This window comes from Nocardia sp. NPDC004340, from assembly GCF_053602575.1.
Genome location: NZ_JBSGDW010000007.1, coordinates 146,938 through 171,246 on the forward strand (window position 1 = coordinate 146,938; position 24,309 = coordinate 171,246).

The 24,309-nt window shown below is 68.7% G+C and carries 27 protein-coding genes and 1 pseudogene; 23 read left to right on the forward strand and 5 right to left on the reverse strand.

Annotated features, from left to right (window positions below):
- Positions 1-13: 13 nt before the first annotated feature.
- From ACWEOI_RS26100 to trmD, 7 genes are all read left to right on the forward strand, one after another.
- Positions 14-751, forward strand: coding sequence for an MBL fold metallo-hydrolase (locus ACWEOI_RS26100; RefSeq protein ID WP_452361308.1), 738 nt, complete (start codon positions 14-16; stop codon positions 749-751).
- Positions 752-912: 161 nt separating this feature from the next.
- Positions 913-2,013: an amidohydrolase family protein gene (locus ACWEOI_RS26105; protein ID WP_452361309.1), complete on the forward strand. Its 1,101-nt coding sequence runs from the start codon at positions 913-915 to the stop codon at positions 2,011-2,013.
- 130 nt (positions 2,014-2,143) lie between these two features.
- The gene (locus ACWEOI_RS26110) at positions 2,144-3,307 is read left to right on the forward strand and encodes an LppU/SCO3897 family protein (protein WP_452361310.1); all 1,164 of its coding nucleotides are present in this window, start codon (positions 2,144-2,146) and stop codon (positions 3,305-3,307) included.
- A gap of 420 nt (positions 3,308-3,727) precedes the next feature.
- On the forward strand, positions 3,728-4,174 hold the full coding sequence (rpsP, locus tag ACWEOI_RS26115) for a 30S ribosomal protein S16 (RefSeq protein ID WP_357092641.1): 447 nt from the start codon (positions 3,728-3,730) through the stop codon (positions 4,172-4,174).
- Positions 4,174-4,416: an RNA-binding protein gene (locus ACWEOI_RS26120; protein ID WP_029930032.1), complete on the forward strand. Its 243-nt coding sequence runs from the start codon at positions 4,174-4,176 to the stop codon at positions 4,414-4,416. The genes rpsP and ACWEOI_RS26120 overlap by 1 nt, the downstream gene beginning before the upstream one ends.
- Positions 4,417-4,953, forward strand: coding sequence for a ribosome maturation factor RimM (gene rimM / locus ACWEOI_RS26125; RefSeq protein ID WP_433672012.1), 537 nt, complete (start codon positions 4,417-4,419; stop codon positions 4,951-4,953).
- 4 nt (positions 4,954-4,957) lie between these two features.
- On the forward strand, positions 4,958-5,659 hold the full coding sequence (gene trmD, locus ACWEOI_RS26130; protein WP_452361311.1) for a tRNA (guanosine(37)-N1)-methyltransferase TrmD: 702 nt from the start codon (positions 4,958-4,960) through the stop codon (positions 5,657-5,659).
- A gap of 6 nt (positions 5,660-5,665) precedes the next feature.
- On the opposite strand, the gene ACWEOI_RS26135 is transcribed toward trmD, so the two are convergent.
- Positions 5,666-6,886 carry an outer membrane protein assembly factor BamB family protein gene (locus ACWEOI_RS26135; protein ID WP_452361312.1) on the reverse strand — a complete coding sequence of 407 codons (1,221 nt, stop codon included), beginning with the start codon at positions 6,884-6,886 and terminating at the stop codon, positions 5,666-5,668.
- 120 nt (positions 6,887-7,006) lie between these two features.
- On the opposite strand from ACWEOI_RS26135, the gene ACWEOI_RS26140 reads away from it, so the two are divergent.
- Entirely contained in the window at positions 7,007-9,418 is a 2,412-nt protein-coding gene (locus ACWEOI_RS26140) for a Tex-like N-terminal domain-containing protein (protein ID WP_433672015.1), read from the forward strand.
- A 212-nt stretch (positions 9,419-9,630) separates the two neighbouring features.
- On the opposite strand, the gene ACWEOI_RS26145 is transcribed toward ACWEOI_RS26140, so the two are convergent.
- On the reverse strand, positions 9,631-9,840 hold the full coding sequence (locus ACWEOI_RS26145) for a TOBE domain-containing protein (protein ID WP_357281576.1): 210 nt from the start codon (positions 9,838-9,840) through the stop codon (positions 9,631-9,633).
- A gap of 127 nt (positions 9,841-9,967) precedes the next feature.
- Here ACWEOI_RS26145 and ACWEOI_RS26150 point away from each other — a divergent pair, with 127 nt between their 5' ends.
- The 11 genes and pseudogenes from ACWEOI_RS26150 (at position 9,968) to ACWEOI_RS26200 (ending at position 19,078) form a co-directional block, all read left to right on the forward strand.
- Complete coding sequence (locus tag ACWEOI_RS26150; RefSeq protein ID WP_433673282.1) at positions 9,968-10,870, forward strand: hypothetical protein; 903 nt, start codon at positions 9,968-9,970, stop codon at positions 10,868-10,870.
- Positions 10,871-11,086: 216 nt separating this feature from the next.
- Positions 11,087-11,428, forward strand: coding sequence for a 50S ribosomal protein L19 (gene rplS, locus ACWEOI_RS26155; protein WP_120737548.1), 342 nt, complete (start codon positions 11,087-11,089; stop codon positions 11,426-11,428).
- A gap of 143 nt (positions 11,429-11,571) precedes the next feature.
- Positions 11,572-12,390 carry a signal peptidase I gene (lepB, locus tag ACWEOI_RS26160; RefSeq protein WP_433672016.1) on the forward strand — a complete coding sequence of 273 codons (819 nt, stop codon included), beginning with the start codon at positions 11,572-11,574 and terminating at the stop codon, positions 12,388-12,390.
- Positions 12,391-12,420: 30 nt separating this feature from the next.
- Complete coding sequence (locus tag ACWEOI_RS26165; protein WP_452361421.1) at positions 12,421-13,164, forward strand: ribonuclease HII; 744 nt, start codon at positions 12,421-12,423, stop codon at positions 13,162-13,164.
- A gap of 43 nt (positions 13,165-13,207) precedes the next feature.
- A complete protein-coding gene (locus tag ACWEOI_RS26170) occupies positions 13,208-13,513 on the forward strand; it encodes a DUF2469 domain-containing protein (RefSeq protein WP_040859817.1) in 306 nt (101 codons plus the stop codon).
- An 86-nt stretch (positions 13,514-13,599) separates the two neighbouring features.
- A pseudogene (locus tag ACWEOI_RS26175) lies at positions 13,600-13,957 on the forward strand (YraN family protein).
- Position 13,958: 1 nt separating this feature from the next.
- Complete coding sequence (locus ACWEOI_RS26180; RefSeq protein WP_452361313.1) at positions 13,959-15,461, forward strand: YifB family Mg chelatase-like AAA ATPase; 1,503 nt, start codon at positions 13,959-13,961, stop codon at positions 15,459-15,461.
- A 2-nt stretch (positions 15,462-15,463) separates the two neighbouring features.
- The gene (dprA, locus tag ACWEOI_RS26185) at positions 15,464-16,666 is read left to right on the forward strand and encodes a DNA-processing protein DprA (protein ID WP_433672019.1); all 1,203 of its coding nucleotides are present in this window, start codon (positions 15,464-15,466) and stop codon (positions 16,664-16,666) included.
- Between the two features lie 81 nt (positions 16,667-16,747).
- Positions 16,748-17,671 carry a tyrosine recombinase XerC gene (locus ACWEOI_RS26190; RefSeq protein WP_357092664.1) on the forward strand — a complete coding sequence of 308 codons (924 nt, stop codon included), beginning with the start codon at positions 16,748-16,750 and terminating at the stop codon, positions 17,669-17,671.
- A gap of 133 nt (positions 17,672-17,804) precedes the next feature.
- On the forward strand, positions 17,805-18,581 hold the full coding sequence (locus tag ACWEOI_RS26195; protein ID WP_433672020.1) for an SIP domain-containing protein: 777 nt from the start codon (positions 17,805-17,807) through the stop codon (positions 18,579-18,581).
- Positions 18,582-18,706: 125 nt separating this feature from the next.
- The gene (locus ACWEOI_RS26200; RefSeq protein WP_452361314.1) at positions 18,707-19,078 is read left to right on the forward strand and encodes a hypothetical protein; all 372 of its coding nucleotides are present in this window, start codon (positions 18,707-18,709) and stop codon (positions 19,076-19,078) included.
- Between the two features lie 70 nt (positions 19,079-19,148).
- Here the strand turns inward: ACWEOI_RS26200 and ACWEOI_RS26205 are convergent, their stop codons facing one another.
- Positions 19,149-19,652 carry a DUF1990 family protein gene (locus ACWEOI_RS26205; protein WP_452361315.1) on the reverse strand — a complete coding sequence of 168 codons (504 nt, stop codon included), beginning with the start codon at positions 19,650-19,652 and terminating at the stop codon, positions 19,149-19,151.
- A 7-nt stretch (positions 19,653-19,659) separates the two neighbouring features.
- Positions 19,660-20,145 (reverse strand): M23 family metallopeptidase, encoded by a 486-nt coding sequence (locus tag ACWEOI_RS26210; RefSeq protein ID WP_452361422.1) that lies wholly within the window; start codon positions 20,143-20,145, stop codon positions 19,660-19,662.
- A gap of 388 nt (positions 20,146-20,533) precedes the next feature.
- Between ACWEOI_RS26210 and rpsB the strand changes: the two genes are divergently transcribed.
- Both rpsB and tsf read left to right on the forward strand, forming a co-directional pair.
- Positions 20,534-21,415 (forward strand): 30S ribosomal protein S2, encoded by an 882-nt coding sequence (rpsB, locus tag ACWEOI_RS26215; RefSeq protein ID WP_433672023.1) that lies wholly within the window; start codon positions 20,534-20,536, stop codon positions 21,413-21,415.
- A 108-nt stretch (positions 21,416-21,523) separates the two neighbouring features.
- Positions 21,524-22,339, forward strand: coding sequence for a translation elongation factor Ts (gene tsf, locus ACWEOI_RS26220; RefSeq protein WP_433672024.1), 816 nt, complete (start codon positions 21,524-21,526; stop codon positions 22,337-22,339).
- An 81-nt stretch (positions 22,340-22,420) separates the two neighbouring features.
- Here the strand turns inward: tsf and ACWEOI_RS26225 are convergent, their stop codons facing one another.
- Positions 22,421-22,654, reverse strand: coding sequence for a hypothetical protein (locus ACWEOI_RS26225; RefSeq protein ID WP_433672025.1), 234 nt, complete (start codon positions 22,652-22,654; stop codon positions 22,421-22,423).
- A gap of 289 nt (positions 22,655-22,943) precedes the next feature.
- Here ACWEOI_RS26225 and pyrH point away from each other — a divergent pair, with 289 nt between their 5' ends.
- Positions 22,944-23,678 (forward strand): UMP kinase, encoded by a 735-nt coding sequence (gene pyrH, locus ACWEOI_RS26230; RefSeq protein ID WP_357092686.1) that lies wholly within the window; start codon positions 22,944-22,946, stop codon positions 23,676-23,678.
- A 37-nt stretch (positions 23,679-23,715) separates the two neighbouring features.
- Positions 23,716-24,273: a ribosome recycling factor gene (gene frr, locus ACWEOI_RS26235; protein WP_213556998.1), complete on the forward strand. Its 558-nt coding sequence runs from the start codon at positions 23,716-23,718 to the stop codon at positions 24,271-24,273.
- Positions 24,274-24,309: the final 36 nt, after the last annotated feature.

The following is a 24,309-nucleotide window of genomic DNA, read 5'->3' on the forward strand; positions in this document are numbered from 1 at the left end:
GTACGGTTCGGGCGTGAAAATCGATCAGGTTTCCGATTCCGTGTACGTCGTGGCGGGGACGAACGTCAACTGGGCGTTGGTCAGTGATGATCGTGGTGTGACCGTGGTGGACGCGGGGTATCCCGCCGATACCGCCGCGGTGCTGAGTTCGGTGTCCCAGATCGGGCATCAGCTCGGCGATATCGCGGCGGTCCTCGTGACCCACGCGCATCTGGATCACATCGGGGCGATTCCGGCCCTGGTCGAGCGGGCCGGGGTGCCGGTGTACACCGGGGCCGAGGAGGTCCGGCACGCCAAACGGGAGTACCTGCAACAGATCACGCCGCTGCAGATGGCAGGGCAGTTGGGGAATCGGCGCGGCGCGGTGTGGGTGGCGCAGACGCTGCGGGCCTGCGTGGGGCATATCGGGATGAGCGTGCCGACCGCGGTGGCGGCGGACGCGGAGACCCTGGCGGCGTTGCCGGGCGGGTTCATCGCGGTGCCGACGCCCGGTCACACGAACGGTCACACCGCGTACTACATGCCATCGGAAGGCGTGCTGTTCTCCGGGGACGCCCTGGTCACCGGTCACCCCATCGCGCGGGGGACCGGTCTGCAGTTGCTGCCGGGCGTGTTCAACCACGACGAGCCCGGGACGCTGGCGAGCGCGCGGAGCCTCGCCGACCTGGGGGCCGAGGTGCTGGTGCCCGGGCACGGGCTGCCGATCCGCGAGGATCTGCCCGCCCTGCTGGGCGCTTTCGCGAAGTCCTGAGTCTCAGCTCGCCGCCTGTTTCACCAGCGCGGTGATCCGGGCCTCGGTCTCGGGGGTCATCTCGACGATGGCGAAGCTGGTCGCCCACATGCCGCCGTCGTCGAGATTGGCCGCGCCCTCGAAACCGAGGGTGGTGTGGCGGTCCGTGCGATAGTGATCCCATGCGGCTGCATTTCCGTGGCTTCGTCCTGCCCGACGGTGAACTCCGTGATCTGTGGGTGCGCGACGGGGTGATCTCCGCCGAGCCGGTGCCCGGCGCGGACACCGTGCACGCCTCCGGCTGGATCCTGCCCGGCCTGGTCGACGCGCACTGCCATGTCGGCATCAAATACGGTGGCGGACACGAGGATTCGGACGGGCTGATTGCCCAGGCCGAGGTCGAGCGGGACGCCGGGGCGCTGCTGCTGCGCGACGCGGGCTCACCGGTCGACACCCGTTTCCTCGACGAGCGCGCCGATCTGCCGCGCATCATCCGCGCGGGCCGCCACATCGCCCGCCCCAGACGCTATATCCGTGAACTCGGCATCGAGCTCGACGACGAGCGCGACCTGCCCGACATCGTGGCCGAGCAGGCCCGCCGCGGCGACGGCTGGGTCAAGATCATCGGCGACTGGATCGACCGCGCGGTCGGCGACCTCGCGCCGCTGTGGTCGGATCCGGTCCTGAAGGCCGCCATCGACGCCGCCCACAGCGAGGGCGCCCGTGTCACCGCCCACGTCTTCGGCGAGGACGCCCTGCCCGGCCTGCTCGCCGCGGGCATCGACTGCATCGAGCACGGCACCGGCCTCACCGACGACACCATCGCCGCCATGGCGGCGCAGGGCACCGCCCTGGTCCCCACCCTCGTCAATATCGACACCTTCCCCGGAATCGCCGACGGCGCAGCCAAATTCCCCATCTACGCCGCCCACATGCGCGACCTCCACCGCCGCTCCCGCGACACCGTCGCCAAGGCCCACGACGCCGGGGTGCCCGTCTACACCGGCACCGACGCGGGCGGCTCCATCCGCCACGGCCGCATCGCCGACGAGATCATCGCCCTCACCGAGGCCGGTTTCAGTGCCCACGACGCGCTGGGCGCGTCCGCCTGGAACGCCCGGGAGTGGCTCGGCCACCCCGGCATCACCCCGGGCGCCCCCGCGGATTTCGTTGTCTACCAGGACGACCCCCGCGTCAACCTCCGCATCCTCACCACCCCCTCCTGGGTGGTGCTGCGCGGCCACGTCTATGACCGCCGCGACCCGGTGACCGCGTACCGCTGAGCCGATCCGGCTCGAAGATCCACGGCGTATAGGTATCCCAATCCGTCACCCGGCATCGGAAATGCCGGGTCTTACGATCTCCCCCTGCATTGTCGCGGAGAGTTTCCGCAGCAGTCCGTGGGAGGGAACCATGCTCGAACCATCCGATCCCGTCGCCCGCGTGGCACCGCCGAGGGACCAGTCGCCCGGGCAGCCGGTCGAGGCGAATCCCGGCTGGGGGCCGGCGGTTTCGGCCGACGCACCGGGGATTCCCACCTCGGCCCCGCGGAAGCGGCGGTGGTGGGTGTGGGGCGCGGTGCTCGCGGTGGTGATCGTCGGCGCGGCGTCGGCATTGTTCGGGTGGGTGCTCACCCGGCCGGATCCGGTGGCGTTCCCCGTCGGCGCCTGCGTCGCGCTCGAGACGCCCGTCAAGCCCGTGGTGCACGGATGCGGTGACGAGTACTCGCTGTACAGGATCGTGGCCCGCGAGGATCTGGTGTTCCCGGTGGAAACGGCGTGCGCGAAGTACCCCGACGCCACCCGCGCGGTGACCGAGTGGCCCGTGGCGGGCAAGGAGACGAGCACCATCCTGTGCCTGGCCCCGACCCGGTTCAATCTCACCGACCCGGGCGCGTTGCAGGCCGAGGACTGCGTCGACGTGAAGGGCGCGGGGGACACTCTGACCCGGGTCGACTGCGGCATGACCCCCGCACCGGCGAAAGTCGTTGCGATCGAACTGCATACGAAGGTCCCGGTCACCGATCAGGCGTGCAAGCAGTATCCGGCGGCGCGGATGGCGTTCGCGCAGTCCTCGCTGGGCGGCCGCGCGATCGTGGTGTGCGCCAATGACACCGACACCACCTCGATGGGCACCGCGAAGCTCGGTGACTGCGGCGACCGCAACACCATGAAGAAGGTGGCCTGCACCGCTCCGGGCGCCTCGCAGCGGGTCCTGTCGGTGCGCACCGTCCACGGCATGCCCGCGCGCCCGGAGTGCTCGGACGATCTGGGTGCGAACTCGGTGTTCACCCGCGGCAACGACAAGACGGATCTGGTGCTGGTGGTCTGCATGGGCCCGGCCGATCTCGGTGATGCGCGGTACGCCGTGGTGGGCGACTGCGTCACCGACAACGGAGTCCGCGCCTCGTCGGCCGCCGGTCTGCACCGCATCGACTGCGCGGAGTCGAAGGCCGAGTACGAGGTCACCGATCGCCACGATTCGAACGACAACGCCTGCCCGGCGGGCACGGGGGTCAGCTTGACCTACGACCCCGGCGTCACCACGGGCCTGACCATCTGTCTGCGCCGCCGGTAGGACTCTTCTGCCGATTCTCCTGCGCGGGGATAGTGAATCGTGCATGCTTCACACGTTTCATTTCTCGACCCCTGATGAGGAGAACGACCGTGGGTTCCATCGAAGCCCTGGCCATCAGCGTGCTGGCCGGACTGATCGTGAAGCTGCTGACCTCGGGCAGCTCGACCCCGAACTAGCGGCGGGTACGGTCACAGCCCATCGGGACCCTCCGGTGGGCTGTCGCCGTTTCCGGGGGTTGCGGGGCGATTTCTCCGGCCGGACGGGGGTCTGGCAGAATGAACGACCGTCCTCATCGAGGACAGTGTCAGCCCGTCTCCGGTTCCGTACCGCGCGGCGGTCACAGCACTTGACGCAAAACCGGGCCCACCGCGAGTGGGTCGCTGAATTGCGACGTGACCAACCTTTGAAAGGAAGCAGCTCATGGCTGTTCGTATCAAGCTGACCCGTCTGGGCAAGATCCGCAACCCCCAGTACCGCATCGTCGTCGCCGACGCCCGCACCCGTCGTGACGGCCGCGCCATCGAGTCGATCGGCATCTACCAGCCGAAGCAGGAGCCCTCGCTCATCCAGATCGACTCCGAGCGCGCCCAGTACTGGCTGGGTGTCGGCGCGCAGCCGACCGAGCCGGTGAAGCGTCTGCTGGAGATCACCGGCGACTGGCAGAAGTTCAAGGGCCTGCCGGGCGCCGAGGGCACCCTGAAGGTCGCGGCCCCGAAGCCGTCCAAGCTGGACCTGTTCAACGCCGCGCTGGCCGCCGCCGAGAACGAGCCGGTCGCCGAGGCCGTCACCCCCAAGAAGAAGGCCGCCAAGAAGGACGAGGCCGCCGAGGCCGAGGCCGCTGAGGCCACCACCGAAGCCGCCGAGTAATGAGCGCCGTCGTGGCTGATGCCGTCGAACATCTGGTTCGCGGCATCGTCGCCAATCCGGACGACGTCCACGTCGAGCTGATCACCAGCCGTCGTGGCCGCACCGTCGAGGTGCACGTGCACCCCGACGATCTGGGCAAGGTGATCGGTCGCGGCGGTCGTACCGCGACCGCGCTGCGCACCCTGGTCGCCGGCATCGGCGGCAAGGGCATTCGCGTCGACGTGGTCGACACGGATCAGTAGATGGAACTGGTCGTCGGGCGGGTCGCCAAATCGCACGGTGTGCGCGGCGAACTCGTCGTAGATGTCCGCACCGACGAGCCGGATCTGCGGTTCGCGCCCGGCAGCGTCCTCACGGGGAAGCTGCCGCGCGCGAAGCAGACGCAGGAATTCGTAGTGGAGTCGGCCCGGGAGCACTCGGGCCGGCTTCTGCTGCGTCTGGACGGGCTCGTCGATCGCACCGCCGCGGATGCGTTGCGCGGCATGCTGTTCGTGGTCGACACCGCGGACCTGCCGCCCTCCGAGGATCCGGACGAGTACTACGACCACGAGCTCGAAGGGCTCCGCGTCGAACTCGCCGACGGAACCCTCGTCGGCACGGTCAACGAAGTGCTGCATTCCGCTGCGGGAGAACTGCTCTCGATCAAGGCCGGGGACGCCTACCCGCCCGCGGGCCGGGAGATCCTGGTGCCGTTCGTGCTGGCCATGGTGCCGACCGTGTCCGTCGCTGACGGGCTGATCGTCATCGACCCGCCCGAGGGCCTGCTGGACCCGGAGTAGTGGCATGCGTATCGACGTCGTCACGATCTTCCCCGAATACCTCGAGCCGATGCGAGCGGCCTTGCTGGGCAAGGCCATCGACAAGGGCCTGCTCGAGGTCGAGGTGCACGATCTGCGCCACTGGACCCATGACGTGCACAAATCCGTGGACGACACCCCCTACGGCGGCGGGCCCGGCATGGTCATGAAACCGACCGTGTGGGGCGACGCCCTCGACGAGGTGTGCCCGGACAATGCCCTGCTGGTGGTGCCCACCCCCGCGGGCGTGCCGTTCACCCAGGAGACCGCGCAACGCTGGTCGGGCGAACAGCACATCGTGTTCGCGTGCGGCCGCTACGAGGGCATCGACCAGCGGGTCTTCGACGATGCCGCGCGGCGCGTGCGCGTCGAGGAGGTCAGCATCGGCGATTACGTGCTGATCGGCGGCGAGGCCGCGGTGCTGGTCATGACCGAGGCGTTCGTCCGGTTGATCCCGGGCGTGCTGGGCAATCAGCAGTCCCACGAACAGGATTCGTTCTCCGACGGACTGCTCGAGGGGCCGTCCTACACGCGGCCGGTGAGCTGGCGCGGGCTGGACGTGCCGGAGATCCTGTTGTCCGGCAATCACGCCAAGATCGCGCAGTGGCGGCACGAGCAGTCGCTGGAACGCACGGCCGAGCGCCGGCCCGACCTGCTGCCCGACGTCGCGCCGACCGAACTCGGCTGAGACCGGTCAGCGTTTCGGGATGGCGGCGTAACTGTTGTCCGAACCCGTGACGAGGATTCCCCACGGCGCGGGATAGAGCCGGGTGTGCGAGATGTCCAGATTCATGGTGAGCGTGGGCTTTTCGCCCGCCGTGGTCGGGCCCGGGCCGAGGACGACGGTCCGTTTGCCGTTCCTGGTGTCGTAGGCCACCAGCCATGCCTTGGACCCGCTGCCCTCCCGCATGAGCAGGAAGACGGCGTTGCGGCTGCTCACCATCGACGGCTGCATCTCCTCTTTGTGCGCGTCCAGGGGCACGCTCCAGCGGACGCTGCCGTCGGGGGATTGCAGCCGCATGTCCTTGTCGTCGGCGATGACATAACTGTCCATCGTGAGCGACGAACCGTCGGCGAGCAGGGCACGGAATTCCTTGTCGGAGGCGGCTTTCCGGCTGCCGAGTGAGGACCCGGTGGCCATGTCGACGGTGTCGATGCTGCCGTCGGTCACCACGATGGCCATCCGTCCGGGGCCGCGCAGAAAGTTGCCCTTCTCGGGGATGTCGCGATGCCAGACCGTGGATCCGGTGGTGCGATCGAGACCGCCGACGACGGTCCGGCCGCCTGCCGCGGCACAGCGGAACACGACGACGCCGGGACCTTCGGCCAGGCTGGGCACATCCGAATCGAACAGGGCCGGAAGGTCTTTCGGCAACGGCGTGGCGCAACCGAGCGTGCCCGGATCCACAGACCAGCGCTGCTCGCCGGTGCGCGGATCGAAGTGGACGAATTGCCCGGTGGTGGAATCCGACTCGAACCACTGCTCGGCCGGGGTGTCCCACAGCCGAGCGCCGGTCCCGGTGTCGTAGGCGGTCAGGCCCGGAGTGCCCTGCCATCCGGCCAGCAGCACACGGCCGGAGTCCAGCACCTGGATCTTGCCCTGCTCGGGCGGATTTCCGGTCGACGCGATCTTCCAAAGCTGTTGTCCGGTACGGATGTCCACGCCGGTGATCCCGTCGTCGGCCAGTGTGTAAACCCCCGTGGACGTGACTCCGAAGGACTCGCTCGGGCCCAGTGACAGCATCTTGACCGCGCTCGGATCCAGGTCGGGCACCGTGGATCCGTCGGTGGTGGAGGCGGAACCGCTCGAACCACAGCCCGCCGCGGCCACCGCCAGCCCCGCCGCCAAAGCGGCATGGGCGCAGGCCCGCAACACTCGACGTGGAACACGTTCGCGCAGAGTCGGGATCGGCACGGGGGTCGATCCTGCCACCGGCCTCGCGGCGCGCCGATCCGAGACTCGCGGGACAGAACGGACCGAATCGCGCGTGGGCGTTGCACCGGGCGTCGGACGACGGCGGTAGTGTCTGCGGGCGTGACGACAGCCTCCGAAACCGTCAGCGCAGCATCCGCAGGTGCCACCGGCACCGTCCGCCTCGCCAGCGTCGGCCGGCGTATCGCCGACGAGCTGGGCGTGCGCGAGGAGCAGGTGCGCTCCGCCGTCGAACTCCTGGATGCCGGCTCGACCGTGCCGTTCATCGCCCGCTACCGCAAGGAAGTCACCGGCGGACTCGACGACGCGCAGCTACGCACCCTCGACGAGCGCCTCCACTACCTGCGAGAACTCGACGAGCGCCGGGGCTCGATCATCGAATCCATCCGTGGCCAGGGCAAATTGGACGACGCGCTGCACACGCAGATCATGCTCGCCGACACCAAGGCCCGCCTCGAGGACATCTACCTGCCGTTCAAGCCGAAGCGGCGCACCAAGGCGCAGATCGCGCGCGAGGCCGGGCACGAGCCGGTGGCCGACGCGCTGCTGGGCGACCCCACCACCGATCCCGCGCAGTACAACGCCGAGCAGCTCGACGGCGCCCGCGCCATCCTGGTTGAGCGTTTCGCCGAGGACGCCGACCTGGTCGGTGAACTGCGCGAATTGATGTGGGACCGCGGCCAGGTGTCCTCGTCCGTGCGCGCGGGCAAGGAAGAGGCGGGCGCGAAGTTCGCCGACTACTTCGAATTCTCCGAGCCGTTCTCCAAGCTCCCCTCGCACCGCATTCTGGCGCTGCTGCGCGGCGAGAAGGAGGAGGTGCTCAACCTGCACCTCGAACCCGACACCGAGGAGCTCGAGGACGGGCAGCGCTCGATCTACGAGGGCCGCATCGCCGTCAAGTTCGACATCGCCGATCGTGGCCGGGCCGCCGACGGCTGGCTGCTGGACACCGTGCGCTGGGCGTGGCGGACCAAGTTGCAGGTCAGCCTGGGTATCGACACCCGGATGCGGTTGCGCCAGTCCGCCGAACGCGATGCCGTCGACGTGTTCGCCGCCAATCTGCGCGACCTGCTGCTGGCCGCCCCGGCGGGCACTCGCACCACCATGGGCCTGGACCCGGGCTACCGCACCGGTGTGAAGGTGGCCGTGGTCGACTCCACCGGTAAGGCCGTCGCCACCGAGGTCATCTACCCGCACAAGCCGCAGGGGCAGACCGAGAAGTCGCTCGCCGTGCTCGGCGCACTGGTCGCCCGGTTCAATGTGGAGCTGATCGCCATCGGCAACGGCACCGCCTCCCGCGAGACCGACGCCCTTGCCACCGAACTGATCTCGCGCATCCCGGAGAACAAGCCCACCAAGATCGTGGTCTCCGAGGCGGGCGCGTCGGTGTACTCGGCCTCCGCGTACGCCTCCGCGGAGCTGCCCGACATGGACGTGTCGCTGCGCGGCGCGGTGTCCATCGCCCGCCGCCTCCAGGACCCCCTGGCCGAACTGGTGAAGATCGACCCGAAGTCCATCGGTGTCGGCCAGTACCAGCACGACGTGTCCGAGACCCTGCTGGCCCGTTCGCTGGGCGCGGTGGTCGAGGACGCGGTGAACGCGGTCGGCGTCGACGTGAACATCGCCTCGGTCCCGCTGCTGTCGCGGGTGTCGGGCATCTCCAACTCGATCGCCGAATCCATTGTGGCCCACCGCGATGCCAACGGCCCGTTCCGTAACCGCGCCGGGCTCAAGGACGTCCCGCGCCTGGGCCCCAAGGCCTTCGAGCAGTGCGCCGGCTTCCTCCGCATCCGCGAGGGCGACGACCCGCTCGACACCTCCGGCGTGCACCCCGAGGCGTACCCGGTGGTCCGCCGCATCCTCGACGCCAGCGGCAAGGGCATCAAGGAGATCATCGGCAACACCTCCGCGCTGCGCGCCCTGCGTCCCGCGGACTTCACCGACGAGCAGTTCGGTGTCCCCACCGTCTCCGACATCATCTCCGAGCTCGAGAAGCCCGGCCGCGACCCGCGACCGGAGTTCAAGACCGCCGAATTCGCCGCGGGCATCGAGAAGGTCGCCGATCTGAAGCCCGGCATGGTGCTCGAGGGCGTCGTCACCAATGTGGCCGCCTTCGGCGCGTTCGTCGACATCGGCGTCCACCAGGACGGCCTGGTCCACGTCTCGGCCATGTCCCACAACTTCGTCAAGGATCCGCGCGAGGTCGTGAAGTCCGGCGATGTCGTGAAGGTCAAGGTCCTGGAAGTGGATGTCCAGCGCCAGCGCATCGGCCTGTCGCTGCGCCTCGACGACGAGCCCGGCGCCGGCAAGCCCGAGCGTGGCGGTCCCCGCGCCAACCAGGGCGGCGGCCAGCGCGGCGGCGGCAACCGTCAGGGCGGCGATCGTCAGGGTGGCGACCGCTCCGGCGGAAACCGCCAGGGCGGCAACCGCAATCAGGGCGGCGGCAACCGCAACCAGCCCGCCGCCAGCGGCAGCATGGCCGACGCCCTGCGCCGCGCGGGCTTCGGTCGCTGACCGACCTGTTCTGAACCACCCGTCCGGCCGCGCCCACCTCAGGGCGCGGCCGGACGGCTGTTCCGGGATCGGGGAACCGACGCGGTGCGGAGTGCCGTCGGGATCGACAACCGGTGTGGACCGACAATCCGGCTGTCGTCGAAGGTCGAGCGGGGTGGTGAAAAGTGGAGCGGCGGAGGCGGATCGGGCCCGGCTAGGCCGCTCCGGGGCGGCTATTCGACGCCGAGCGAGACTTCGGTCGACTTGATCAGGACCTTGACGGGCGTGCCGTCGGCCAGGCCGAGGTCGTCGGCGGCGTCGCGGGTGATGGAGGAGGTGATCTCGTCGCCACCGGTGAGGCGGATGCGGACGACGGCCATGGCCTCGCCGCGGGTGACCTGGGTGACCGTTCCATCGAGTTGATTTCGTGTACTCAGTCGCATGGTCGCCAGGGTATAGCTCCGTCGCGTCGCCGCGTGTTCGTGATCTCGGCGTGCCGATCTTGGACCCGGGTAGCGTGGCGGGGGTTGGGGTTCGCGTGAGGATTCCGGAGGCGACACGGGCATGCATGTGCGGCGGTGGTGGGAAGATGTCGTGGTGGCGCACGGCCGAATGCCGCTGGCATGCCTGCTGCTGGGGTTCATCGTCGGATTCCTGTTGATCCGGATCAGCGTGCGGCTCATCCGGAAAGAGGTGCGGTGGTGGCCGGGCAATGTCCGCGCGGGCGACGTGCACATCCATCACATGGTGTTCGGCGTGGTGCTGGTGCTCGGGTCCGGCATGGGACTGGTCGCGCTGTATCAGAGCACGGTCGGCGTGATCAGTGCGCTCGCCGCGGTTTTCGGGCTCGGCGCCGCCCTGGTGCTCGACGAGTTCGCGCTCATCTACTACCTGCGCGACGTGTACTGGGAGGAGCAGGGCCGCACCTCGGTCGACGCGGTGTTCGTCGCCTTGGCCGTGACGGGCTTGCTGCTGCTGGGTTTCCATCCGCTGTGGCTGCTCGACATCGGGGACCTGCGCGAGTTGCGGTCCGATCCGAATGTGCCCGAGCGCTTGTTCACGATCGCGTTCGCGTTGATGAACCTGCTGCTCGCCGCGATCGTCATCGCCAAGGGCAAGATCTGGACCGGTCTGTTCGGCATGTTCTTCCCGCCCCTGCTCTTCATCGGCGCGCTGCGACTCAGCCGCCCGGGCGCGCCCTGGGCCCGCTGGCGCTACGGCACCCGCTCGGGTCTCATGCGCCGCGCCATGGTGCGGGAACGCCGCTACCGCCGCCCGATGATCCGCGCCAAGATCTTCGTGCAGGATGTGCTGGCCGGAAAGCCCGACGCCGAGCACGTCCTGCGCGCCGCCGAGGAGGAGCTGAGCCGCACCGTGGTCCCGGCCCCGCCGGCGCCGCCGCCGACCCACCTACACTTGATGCCGGGCCGCAAGCCCTTCGAGCGCCCGACCGAACCGGTCGACAGCCCGTAGCTTGCCGCGGCCCGGCGGCGGCGGATCGCGCCGGTCGGCCGCCTGCCGGTCGCCCCCGATTCCCGTCCGGGCCGCGTCGTCTGGCACAATGCTCAGGTTGCCTTGGGCGCACCGCGCCCGGGCACCGCCCAATTATCCGGAGCACGAACCGGTAGAGCACCCTCCCCGGGTAGCCGCCAGGTTCCTCTGTTCGCGCGAAAACCAATAAGGACGGACATGAACACCCTCGACTTCGTCGACGCAAGCTCGCTGCGCAATGACATCCCGGACTTCCGCCCGGGTGACACCGTCAACGTGCACGTGAAGGTTATTGAAGGCAACAAGGAGCGAGTCCAGGTCTTCAAGGGCGTCGTCATCCGCCGCCAGAACGGTGGCATCCGCGAGACCTTCACCGTGCGCAAGGTGTCGTTCGGTGTCGGCGTGGAGCGCACCTTCCCGGTGCACAGCCCCAACCTCGACAAGATCGAGGTCGTGACCCGCGGTGACGTGCGTCGCGCCAAGCTGTACTACCTGCGCGATCTGCGCGGCAAGGCCGCCAAGATCAAGGAGAAGCGCTGAGGTAGCGACCGTCCCCGACTCGTCGGGGATCGGTTCTCACAGAGCATCACCGTCGGCTCGCCACAATGCTTCATTGTCGGCTCGCCGACGCCGAGTAGCCCGGCACCGCATGGTTCTTCGCGGTGCCGGGCTACTCTGTTCCGGTGGCAGACGAGAGCGAGTCGGTGACGAAGTCCGGGTCGGGCGATGGCAATGGGTCCCAGACGCCCGAACCCCTGCAGCCGAAGCCGAAGAAGAAGCAGCGCCCGTTCTGGCAAGAGCTGCCCATCCTGATCGGATTCGCGGCGTTGATCGTGGCGCTGCTGGTGACCTTCATAGGCCGGCCGTACGTGATCCCGTCGCAGTCCATGGAACCCACCCTGCACGGGTGCGCGGGCTGCACCGGTGACCGCATCTACGTGCAGAAGCTGAGCTACTACTTCGGCGACCCGGAGCCGGGCGACGTGGTGGTCTTCGTCGGCCCGACCGACGACTGGAACCGGCACTACAAGTCGATCCGCTCGTCGAACACCGCGGTCCGCGGCGTCCAGAACTTCCTGTCCTTCTTCGGCCTGGTGCCGCCGGACGAGAACGACCTGGTCAAGCGGGTCATCGCGACGGGTGGCCAGTCGGTCAAATGCTGTGACGCGCAGGGCCGCATCCTGGTCAAGGACAGCGCCCCCGGTTCGGAGTGGAAGCCGCTCGACGAGCCGTACGTGCTGCACAACAACCCGTTCAACGCGCAGAACCCCGACATCCAGTTCAATGCCGGCGGCCGCGCGTTCCCCGAGGTCAAGGTGCCCGAGGGCAACCTGTGGGTGATGGGCGACAACCGCGCCGAATCCGCCGACTCCCGCTATCACATGCGCGACGAGCTGAACGGCACCGTCCCGGTCGACGATGTGCGCGGCAAGGCCGTGTTCAAGATCTGGCCGCCCAGCCGCATCGGTCCGGTCCGGGCCGAGAACCCGCAGACGAACTGAGAATCGCGAGATAATCGACCGGTGGGGAAGATGGCAGGCGGAGCCGCCGGCGCGCGCCGGAAGGAGCGCGGCGGTAAGAAGATTCAGCGGATCGACCGCGGCGACTGGCCGCCGCGCGTGGTGATGCGGCAGGCGGGCGGGCTACGCACGCTCGAGGCCGCGCTGATCCGCAGCGGACTGGGCCCGGTCGCGGGCGTGGACGAGGCCGGGCGCGGTTGCTCGGCCGGACCGCTGGTCGTCGCCTCCTGCCTGCTACCGCCCAAGGCCTACACCTCGCTGGCCGGTCTCGACGATTCCAAGAAGCTCACCGAGAACACCCGTGAGCAGCTGTTCCCGATCATCAAGCGGATCGCGCTGGCCTGGTCGGTGGTGGTGATCCCGGCCTGGGAGATCGACGCCATCGGCATCCACGTGGCCAATATCGAGGGCATGCGGCGGGCGGTGGCCGGACTCGATCCGGTGCCCGGCTACGTGCTCACCGACGGGTTCCGGGTGCCGGGCATTCCGGTGCCCTCGCTGCCGGTGATCGGCGGCGACGCGTCCGCGGCCTGTATCGCGGCCGCCAGCGTGCTGGCCAAGGTGACCCGCGACCGCATGATGGTCGAGATGGACCGCGAGTATCCCGGCTACGGTTTCGCGGGCCACAAGGGCTACAACACCCCCGAGCACAATGAGGCGCTGACCCGTCTCGGCATCACGCCCGAGCACCGTCGATCGTGGCGAAACGTCCGGGAGACCGGCCGAGTGGCTACCGACACGGCGTATGCGGGATGATGTTTCTACACCCAGTTGGGCGACAAGGAGGACGTTCCACCCGATGAGCGCCGAGGACCTCGAGAAGTACGAAACCGAGATGGAGCTATCCCTGTACCGCGAGTACAAGGACATCGTCGGGCAATTCTCGTACGTGGTGGAGACCGAGCGTCGCTTCTACCTCGCCAATTCCGTCGAACTGCGTCCGCAGAACGCCGATGGCGAGGTGTACTTCGAGGTTCGGATGTCGGATGCATGGGTGTGGGACATGTACCGGCCCGCCCGCTTCGTGAAGCACGTTCGCGTGATCACCTTCAAAGACGTGAATATCGAAGAGCTGGAGAAGACCGACCTGCGGCTTCCCGACTGATCCACAGGCTGGAGGTTATCCCCAGCCTCGCTGTTTTCCCAGGTCGGCATGGCCGCGTCCGGTACGGGCGCGGCCATGCTGGCTGAATGGCACAGCATCTGGCGCTGGGAGCGCAGGGGGAAGACCTGGCCGCGGACTTATCTCCGCACGGCCGGGATGTCGATCGTCGCCCGCAATTGGCGATGCCGCTACGGTGAACTCGACCTCATTGCCCGCGAGGGCGACATCACCGCCTTCGTCGAGGTCAAAACCCGCCGCAATCTGAGCTGCGGCCGCCCCGAGGAGGCCGTCACCCTCCTCAAACAGCAGCGCATCCGCACCGTGGCCCGCCACTGGCTGCAGGCCCACCCCGGCCCCTTCCAGCGCATCCGCTTCGACGTCGTCTCCGTCATCCTGCGCCCCGGCCGCCCACCGGAGATCCTGCACCTGAAGGCGGCGTTCTGACATGCCCCTCGGCAGGGCCTACTCCGTCGCCGTCAACGGCGTCGAGGGCCAACTCGTAGAAATCGAAGCCGACATAGGCCAGGGCCTCCCGTCGGTCCACCTCGTCGGCCGCCCCGACACCACCCTCCAGGAATCCCGAGACCGAGTCCGGGCAGCCGTCTCGAACACCGGCGAAGAATGGCCCGACGGCCGCGTAATCCTGGCCCTGTCTCCCGCCACCCTCCCCAAAGTGGGCAGCGTCTACGACCTCGCCCTCGCCGGCGCGGTCCTCGACGCGGCAGGAGTCATCCCCTCCAACCGCCTCGCCGAATCCGTCCTACTCGGCGAACTGGCCCTCGACGGCCGCGTCCGCCGAGTACGAGGCATCCTCCCCGCAGTGCTCGCCGCCCGAAAAGCCGGCCGCCGAACCGTCATCGTCCCCACCGCCGCCCTCCCCGAAGCAGGCTTGGTCGACGGCATCCGAGTCCTCGGCGCCGCCACCCTCCTCGAACTCCTCGACTGGCTGCGCGGCGGCGCAGAACTGACCGTCCCGGAGCTCGTGCCGCCGCAACCCGTGCCCTCGATCGGCGATCTGCGTGAGGTCGTCGGCCAGGAGGAAGCACGGTGGGCGTTGGAGGTCGCGGCGGCCGGTGGTCACCACCTGCTGCTCACCGGGCCGCCGGGGATCGGCAAGACCATGCTCGCTCAACGACTTCCGGGACTGCTGCCTCCGCTGCGCGAGCGGGATTCACTGGAGGTGACCGCGATTCACTCGGTGGCGGGCACGCTGTCGGACGATTCGCCGTTGATCACCGCGCCACCGTTCGTGGCTCCGCACCACTCGTCATCGGTGGCCGCCATGGTCGGCGGCGGTTCGGGTTCGGCTCGACCCGGGGCAGTCAGCTGCGCCCATCGCGGGGTGTTGTTCCTCGACGAGTGCGCCGAGATCAGCACGAAAGTTCTGGAGGCGCTGCGAACTCCGCTCGAGGAGGGCGAAGTGCGTATCGCCCGGCGCGATGGGGTGTCGCGATTCCCCGCCCGCTTCCAACTGGTGCTCGCGGCCAATCCTTGCCCCTGCGCACCGGCGCGCGATATCGATTGCATCTGTGCGCCTTTGGCTCGCCGCCGCTACCTCGGCAAACTGTCCGGTCCGCTGATGGACCGGATCGACCTGGCGGTCCGGATGCACGCCCAGGCGGCCGGTGCGTTCAGCGGCGACGAGGTGGAGGGCAGCGAGGTGGTCCGGACGCGGGTGGCCGCGGCCCGCGAGGCCGCCTCGAAGCGGTGGGCCGATCTGGGCCTGACAACCAATGCGCAGGTCCCCGGACATGTGCTCCGTCAACGGTTCCGGCTGCCACGCGAAGCGCTCGCCCCGGTGGAGAACGCCCTGCAGCACGGGCGCATGTCGGCGCGTGGCGCGGATCGAGCGATCAGAGTGGCCTGGACCGTGGCGGATTTGCGGGGCGGCGATATTCCGAACGCGCAGGACATCCTGCAGGCGTTGAGTTTCCGGCAGCGGGGGTGAGCATGAGCGAAACCGTGAAGACGAGCGCCGCTGGGGATGAGCGGCGGTTGGCGTGGGTGTACTTGTCTCGGGTGGTGGAGGGGCCTTGTGCGGCCTTGTCGGCGTTGATCGAGTCGGTGGGGGTGGTGGAGGCGGCTCGGGCTGTGCGGGAGCGGGAGTTGCCGGATGTGTTGCGGGGGCCTACCGAGTTGCGACGGGGGATTGAGCGGGCGGACGAGGATCTGGCGCTGATCGAGCGATTGGGTGGGCGGGTCGTTACGCCGGATGACGGGGAGTGGCCTGCGTGGCGGATGTTGGGGTTGGGGCAGTTGGATCCGGGCCATGATGCGGATGCGGCTGTGCCGCTGGTGTTGTGGGTGCGGGGGACGCAGTCGTTGGTGACGGCGACCGAGAAGGCGATCGCGGTGGTGGGGGCCAGGTGCAGTACCGGGTATGGGAATCACGCGACGGGGGAGATCGCGGGGGAGTTGGCCGCGCGAGGGTGGACTGTTGTGTCGGGGGCGGCTTTCGGGATCGATGGGATGGCGCATCGGGCCGCGCTGGCGGTGGGTGGCATGACCGTCGCGGTGCTCGCGTGTGGGCCGGATCGGCCGTATCCGGTGCAGCATGACCAGTTGTTGGGGGAGATCGCGGAGCGGGGGTTGGTGGTGACCGAGTATCCGCCGGGGACGGCGGCGCGGAAGCATCATTTTCTGGCGCGGAATCGGCTGATCGCGGGGCTCGCGGATGGGGTTGTGGTGGTGGAGGCGGGGGTGCGGAGTGGGTCTCGGAACACGGTGAAGTGGTGCCGGAGGCTGGGGCGTCCGGCGATGGCGGTGCCGGGGCCGATCACCTCGGCCGCCTCGATCGGGTGTCACCGGATGATCCGGGAAGGGGAGGCGTTCATCGTGACCCGGGCCGAGGACATTCTCGACGAGGCCGGGCCGTTGCGGCTGTCGCTGCCGGGAGCCGTCCCGGCCGATCCGGAGGACAACCTGTCCGGGGACGAGGCGCTGGTGCTGGCCGCGCTGCCCGCCACCGGGTCCCGGCTGCCGCGGGCGGTGGTCACCGACACCGGGCTGGCATTGCCCACGGTGCGAGCCACCCTGTCCGCGTTGGAGATCGCGGGTCTGGTCGGCTGCGATGGCGACGGGTGGTATCGGATGCGGTCGCCGGGGGCCTCCGGGGCCGGGGCCATTGCCGCGACCCATGAACGGCATCGGTAATCCCGTCCGCCGGAATTGGTGTGGCGCGATCGCGCGGCGGGGGTGCTTGAAAAGGCGGCGGAATGCCGTCAGCGTGGGGGGATGAGTGGGTTGCCCGAGGATTTGGAGGCATTGCTGGCCGAGTACGGCCGGCATTTGCGATTGGGTCGGAATCGGTCGGCGCATACGGTGCGGGCCTATGTGGGGGATGCTCGCGGATTGCTGGAACATTTGCTGGCGCGGGCGGTGGATTCCGGTGTGGGGGAGGTGGATCTGGCCCTGCTGCGATCGTGGCTCGCGGCACAGGCGGCGGGCGGAGCGGCCCGGACCACGATGGCGCGGCGGGCGTCCTCGGCGCGGACATTCACCGCGTGGCTGACGCATACGGGTCGGCTGGCGGTGGATCCCGGGCCGCGCCTCGGATCGGCGCGGGCGCATCGGGTGCTGCCGTCGGTGCTGGGGAAGGAGCAGGCCCGGGCGGCCATGGAGGCGGCGGAATCGGGTGCGGCGCAGCAGGATCCGATGGCGCTGCGGGACCGGCTGATCGTGGAGATGCTGTACGCCACCGGGATTCGCGTGAGCGAGCTGTGCGGCCTCGACATCGAGGACGTCGATCGGGAACGGCGGCTGGTGCGGGTGCTGGGCAAAGGCAACAAGGAACGGTCGGTGCCCTTCGGCGGGCCCGCCGAACAAGCCCTCGAGGCCTGGCTCCGGTTCGGCCGGTCGGCCCTCGCGACGCCGGACTCGGGCCGGGCGCTGCTGCTGGGCCGCCGCGGCCGCCGCATCGACCCCCGGCAGGCCAGAACCGTGGTCCACGAGGTGGTTTCCGCGATTCCCGGCGCACCCGACATGGGCCCGCACGGGTTCCGTCACACCGCCGCCACCCACCTGCTGGAGGGCGGCGCCGACCTGCGCGTGGTGCAGGAGATCCTCGGCCACGCCAGCATGGCCACCACCCAGCTCTACACCCACGTCTCGATCGACCGGCTAAAGAAGGTCCACGACCAGGCGCACCCACGCGCCTGACCGGCCCGTTCGTCGGCACCCGGGGAAGCGGTCGGTGATCTACGGCCTATCGGAAAGTTATCGACGACCTATCGACACCCGTGCTAGCGTCAGTTAGGTAACCCTAATTATGCACTGACCATGGAGGTGCCCTTTGGCGCGCACACGCATCACGCTGGTGGTCCAGAACGCGGTTCACCTGACCGATCACCTGATCCGGGTCCGATTGGGCGGCCCGGGCTTCACGTCCTTCCAGCCCAACGACAGCACCGACGCCTACGTCAAACTGATCTTCCCGGGCCCGGACGGCGACGTCATGCGCACCTACACCGTGCGCGAAGTCGACCGCGCCGCCCAGGAGATCGCCATCGACTTCGTCCACCACGGCGATGAGGGCGTCGCCGGCCCCTGGGCGGCCGCCGCCCAGCCCGGTGACACCATCGACCTGTTCGGCCCCGGCGGCGGCTACGCCCCGCGCCCCGACGCCGACTGGCACCTCCTCGCCGGCGACGAATCCGCCCTCCCCGCCATCGCCGCCGCCTGCGCGGCTCTCCCCGCCGACGCCGTAGGCCAGGTGTTCGTCGAGGTCGGCGGCCCGTCGGACGAACTCGCCTTCCCGCGCCCGGAGGGTGTGGACCTCACCTGGATCCACCGCGGCGACGCCGAACCCGGCGACCGGCTGGCCGCCACCGTCCGCTCCGCGCCCTGGCGAGACGGCCGGGTCCAGGTCTTCATCCACGGTGAGGCCCGTGCGGTCATGCACGACCTGCGCCCCTACATCCGCAAGGAGCGCGCCGTCCCCGCCGAATGGGCGTCCTCCATCTCCGGCTACTGGCGACGCGGCCGCACCGAAGAGGGCTTCCGCACCTGGAAGTCCGAACTGGCCGAACGCGAAAAGGCCACGCCCGCAGCCGTTCAACCGATCGCGTAGCAGCGGGGCGGGTTCGCGATGCCCCGCTGACCGGCGGGTCCCGCGTGTGGCACCCGAATCCCCGCCGGCGACACCCGGTCGCTGAGATCCGGTTCGGGGCATTTCGGCGGGTAGCGTCGAATGGCATGACGCCGCCGCCCGCCGAGACCCCCGCCCTACGCGAACGCCTCCGCGCAGCACTCCCCGCCGCCATGAAGGTCCGGGACCGTCACGCCACCGCCGCCCTGCGCTCGGCGCTGGCCGCGATCGACAATGCCGAAGCCGTGGACGGTTCCGATGCGCGGGCCGGCGCGATCGAGAGCAGCGCCGTCGGCTCCGGCGCGGCCGAGCGCCCCCGCCGTGTACTGACCGAAGCCGAGGTCGTCGCCATCGTCCGCGCCGAGATCGACGAACGGCTCACCGCCGCAAGGGAATACGCCGAGTTCGAGAGTGGAGCGGATCGCGCAGCCGGTCTCCGCGCGGAGGCCGCCACCCTCGCCGCTCAGCTCAAAGGTTGACGTCGCCTTCAGCGATGCCGAACCGCTGACCGATCACGATCCGGTCGAGTGAGGGGGTAGTCCGCGCCGCTCAGCGGGGCTCGAGCGCTGCGATGTAGCGACCGGAGAACCAGCGCTGGACGAGGCGGACGACAGGTGCTCCGAGGCGGGCGTACCAGGGGTCGGGGTGGGAGAACGAGGCGATGACTCCGTACACGGAGTCGTCGGCGGGGTCGTATTCGACGGCGAAGAGTTCCTCGCCGCGCAACGGGTGGCCGGGCAGCGTGCCGTAGGCGAATCCGCGGCGGTTCGGTTCGTCCACGACATAGACGACACGGCAGGGCGCGGTGAAGCCGATCGGGCCGAAGCTGATGCGGACGGTGATGTCGGTGCCGGGCCGGGCCTCGGGCGTCGACGCGTTCTGGAAGACGCCGCTGCCGCGTTGCATGCGATAGGTGAGGACCTGTTCGGCGGCCTCGTCGAAAAACGCACGGCCGGAACCGATTCGGCGCCGCAGCCGGAAGTGGTGGTACCCCGCCGGGAACTCGCCCGCGGTCGCGCCGACGTCGGGATAGGTGAACGGCTGCTGCGGCATCGATCCATCATGGCCCGCCTCGTGACCCGGTGGGCGGATCTGTGAGCGGTTTCAACCGGATCGGCGCGCGATGGATCAGGCCGAGCGGATCGACGTATTCGCCGTCGCGCCGGGCGCCCCAGTGCAGGCAGGGAGAGCAGGGCGGATGCCCGTCGGCGAGCACGCCGATCACGGTGCCGCGAGTCAGTCTGCGGCCCACCGTGATTGACGCGGTGACCGGCTCGTAGGTGGTGCGCAACCCGCCCGGGTGATCGATGGAGACCGCCGGTTTCCCGGCCACGATTCCGGCGAACACCACGATCCCGTCACCCGCCGCCAGCACCGCCTGTCCCCGGCTTCCCGTCAGGTCGACGCCACGATGTCCGGGCAGCCAGTCGTGCTCGGGTTTGTCGAAGGCCCGCACCACGGCGGGCCGCGGCGCGAGCGGCCACCCGAACTCCCCGCCGGGCGCGGCCGACCCGGGTGCGGCCAGGACGACCGTCATCACCACCATCGCCGCGGACGAGAATGCGCGGCGAAATTCCGGATCGAAGTAGTTCGCGGACATGCGAATCAGCGTGCGCCCCGTAACCGTCGTCCAGCCCCTCCCGCCCCGCGAGTGTGGATGAAATTCAGTATTGTGAATAGAACAAGCGCAGCGTTCTGACCTGCGTCGACGGGTCCGGACCAGCCCCTGCTCCGGGCCCGATTTCGATCTGGCGGAACCGCTGCGTAAACTGATTCAGCGGTTTGCGTTAACGCGGACCGACTTCGCGCGCCCACAGTGAGTGTCGCCGGCTGGTCCCCCTGATTCGTTCTCGGAGGGTTCCGGTGGCCGTGGGCGCCAGGGCAGGGATCGCCGATTCCTGTGTCAACCAGCAACGAGAGGAAGTTACGGAGCCATGGCTGTCGTAACAATGAAGCAGCTGCTCGACAGCGGCGCGCACTTCGGTCATCAGACCCGCCGGTGGAACCCGAAGATGAAGCGTTTCATCTTCACCGACCGCAACGGCATCTACATCATCGATCTGCAGCAGACGCTGACCTACATCGACAAGGCCTACGAGTTCGTCAAGGAGACCGTTGCCCACGGCGGCACCGTCCTCTTCGTCGGCACCAAGAAGCAGGCCCAGGAGTCGATCGCCTCTGAGGCGACCCGTGTCGGCATGCCCTACGTGAACCAGCGCTGGCTGGGCGGCATGCTCACCAACTTCCAGACCGTGCACAAGCGGCTGCAGCGCCTGAAGGAGCTGGAGTCGATGGAGCAGACCGGCGGTTTCGAGGGTCGCACCAAGAAGGAAATCCTCATGCTGACGCGTGAGAAGAACAAGCTGGAGCGCACCCTGGGCGGCATCCGGGACATGGCCAAGGTTCCCTCGGCCATCTGGGTTGTCGACACCAACAAGGAGCACATCGCCGTCGGCGAGGCTCGCAAGCTGAACATCCCGGTGATCGCGATCCTGGACACCAACTGCGACCCCGACCTGGTCGACTACCCGATCCCGGGTAACGACGACGCGATCCGTTCGGCCGCGCTGCTGACCAAGGTCGTCGCTTCCGCCGTCGCCGAGGGTGTGCAGGCTCGTGCCTCGCGTGCCGGTGGCGACTCGAAGCCGGAGGCCGGCGCGGGCGAGCCCCTCGCCGAGTGGGAGCAGGAGCTGCTGTCGCAGGCTGCCCCGGCCGAGGCTGCCCCGGCCGAGGCTGCCGCCGAGGCCCCCGTGGAGACCGCTGCCGAGGCGGAGCTGAAGGAAGAGCCGGCCACCAAGACCCCGGCCGACTTCTGATCCACCGCCGCCAGGCATCTGTTCACCTTGCCGACCGCTGTCGTTCGATGACGGTCGGCAAGGTGTGACCACCACAGACTTTCACTCACACAGGGAGGCTCGCCCGAGATGGCGAACTACACCGCCGCCGATGTGAAGCGGCTCCGCGAGCTCACCGGCTCCGGCATGATGGACTGCAAGAAGGCGCTCGAGGAGAACGCGGGCGACTTCGACAAGGCCGTCGAGTTCCTGCGTATCAAGGGCGCCAAGGATGTCGGCAAGCGCGCTGAGCGCGCCACCGCCGAGGGCCTGGTCGTCTCGCAGGACGGCATCCTGATCGAGATCAACTCCGAGACCGACTTCGTGGCCAAGAACCAGGAGTTCCAGGACGTCGCGAACGCCATCGTGGCCGCCGCCGCGAAGGCCCGCCCGGCCGACCTGGACGCCCTGAAGGCCGTCGAGGTCGACGGTCAGACCGCCGACCAGGTGCTGCAGGCGCTGGCCGCCAAGATCGGCGAGAAGCTCGAGCTGCGCCGCGTCGCCGCGTTCGACGGCCAGACCACCGTCTACCTGCACAAGCGTGCCACCGACCTGCCGCCGTCCGTCGGCGTGCTGATCGAGTACACCGGCACCGACGCCGACGCCGCCCGCGCCGTCGGCATGCAGGTCGCGGCCCTCAAGGCCAAGTACCTCACCCGCGAGGACGTCCCGGCCGAGCTCGTCGCCAAGGAGCGCGAGATCGCCGAGGCGACCGCCAAGGAAGAGGGCAAGCCGGAGGCCGCGCTGCCGAAGATCGTCGAAGGCCGCGTCAACGGCTACTACAAGGACGTCGTCCTCCTGGAGCAGGCTTCGGTCACCGACTCCAAGAAGACCGTCAAGGCCCTGCTGGACGACGCCGGTGTCACCATCACCCGCTTCGCCCGCTTCGAGGTCGGCCAGGCGTAATCGCCTGACACACACGCGGAAGGCTCTTCGCACATCGTGATTCGATGAGCGAAGGGCCTTTTCGCGTGCCTGGCCCGGGGGTCAGCTACACACGGGACAGCCCAGATTCACGGGAGGGAAGAGTGCGTTGGATATGGCGGCGCTGCCGGAGGTCAAGGCGCTGCTCCCGGAGTCGAGGCTGGTAGCGATCTGGTCGGCGGTCGTGGTGGGCGTCAGCGGCACTTCGGCCGAGGCGGGTCCCGCGAAGGCGGCGAGAGCCGCCGCGAGGGCTACGGTGGCCAGGCCTGCTCGGACCGTGCGGTTCTTGGTGTTCACGGCCGAAAGATATGCGAAACACCTTTGTTTAAAAGGAAGTTGGCGCCCCCAACTTTTGGGGGCACTACGTCTCTGGGGGGTAGCCCCGCGATTGCCCCGCCGGTTGCCGAGCCGACCCACCCGCGCCCGAAATATCGCGATCCAGTGGGCCGTATCGAGGGTCGGCTCACGCTCGTGACCGGTCGTGAGGCAGGATGGATGGAGCTTTGTTGCCGTCCCGTGCAATTCGTCGGCCGGGATGGTCTTTTCATGTGCCTGCGCACGCTCGAACGTCTGGACAAGGAGACCGATGACGGACCCGGATACCGCCCCCGATCGCAAGGGCTATCGCCGAGTGCTCCTCAAGCTGGGTGGCGAGATGTTCGGCGGTGGCCGTGTCGGGCTCGACCCGGATGTCGTGCAGGCGGTCGCCGAGCAGATCGCGGAGGTCGTCGAGGACGGCGTCCAGGTGGCCGTGGTGATCGGCGGCGGCAACTTCTTCCGTGGCGCCGAGCTCGAGGAGCGCGGCATGGAACGGGCCCGCTCGGATTACATGGGCATGCTCGGCACCGTCATGAATTCCCTTGCGCTGCAGGACTTCCTGCAGAAGCAGGGCATCGACACCCGGGTGCAGACCGCCATCACCATGGGTCAGGTCGCCGAACCGTATCTGCCGCTGCGCGCCAAGCGGCACCTGGAGAAGGGCCGCGTCGTGATCTTCGGCGCCGGTATGGGCATGCCCTACTTCTCCACCGACACCACCGCCGCGCAGCGCGCCCTGGAGATCGGCGCCGAAGTGGTGCTGATGGCCAAGGCCGTGGACGGCGTCTTCACCGCGGACCCGCGGGAGGACCCCGACGCCACCATGTTCACCCAGATCACCCACAAGGAAGCGCTGGAGCGGGGCCTCAAGGTCGCCGATGCCACCGCTTTCAGCCTGTGTATGGACAACCAGATGCCGATGCTGGTGTTCAATTTGTTGACCAAGGGAAATATCGCCCGCGCTGTCGCCGGTGAGAAGATCGGCACCCTGGTCCGGTCGTGACCGACGACAAGAACCATGACGCAGTGGAGGAAACGCCGTGATTGAAGAAGCGCTCTTCGACGCCGAGGAAAAGTTCGAGAAGGCCGTCTCGGTGGTGAAGGACGACCTGGCCTCGATCCGGACCGGTCGCGCGAATCCTGGTATGTTCGCGCGGATCGTGGTCGAGTACTACGGCTCGATGACGCCGATCACCCAGATCTCCTCGATCACCGTGCCCGAGCCGCGCATGGTCGTGATCAAGCCGTACGAGCAGGCGCAGATGCAGCCGATCGAGACCGCGATCCGCAATTCGGATCTCGGGGTGAACCCCACCAACAACGGTGACATCATCCGCGTCTCGATCCCGCAGCTCACCGAGGAGCGGCGCCGGGAAATGGTCAAGCTGGCCAAGTCCAAGGGTGAGGACGCGAAGATCTCGATCCGCAACGTGCGCCGTAAGGCCATGGAAGAGCTGGGCCGCATCCAGAAGGACGGCGAGGCGGGCGAGGACGAGGTCGGCCGCGCCGAGAAGGAACTCGACAAGACCACGCAGAAGTACGTCGCGCAGATCGACGAGCTGGTGAAGCACAAAGAAGGCGAACTGCTCGAGGTCTAGGACGGCCGATCTTCGGCCGGGGGTAGGGAACGGACG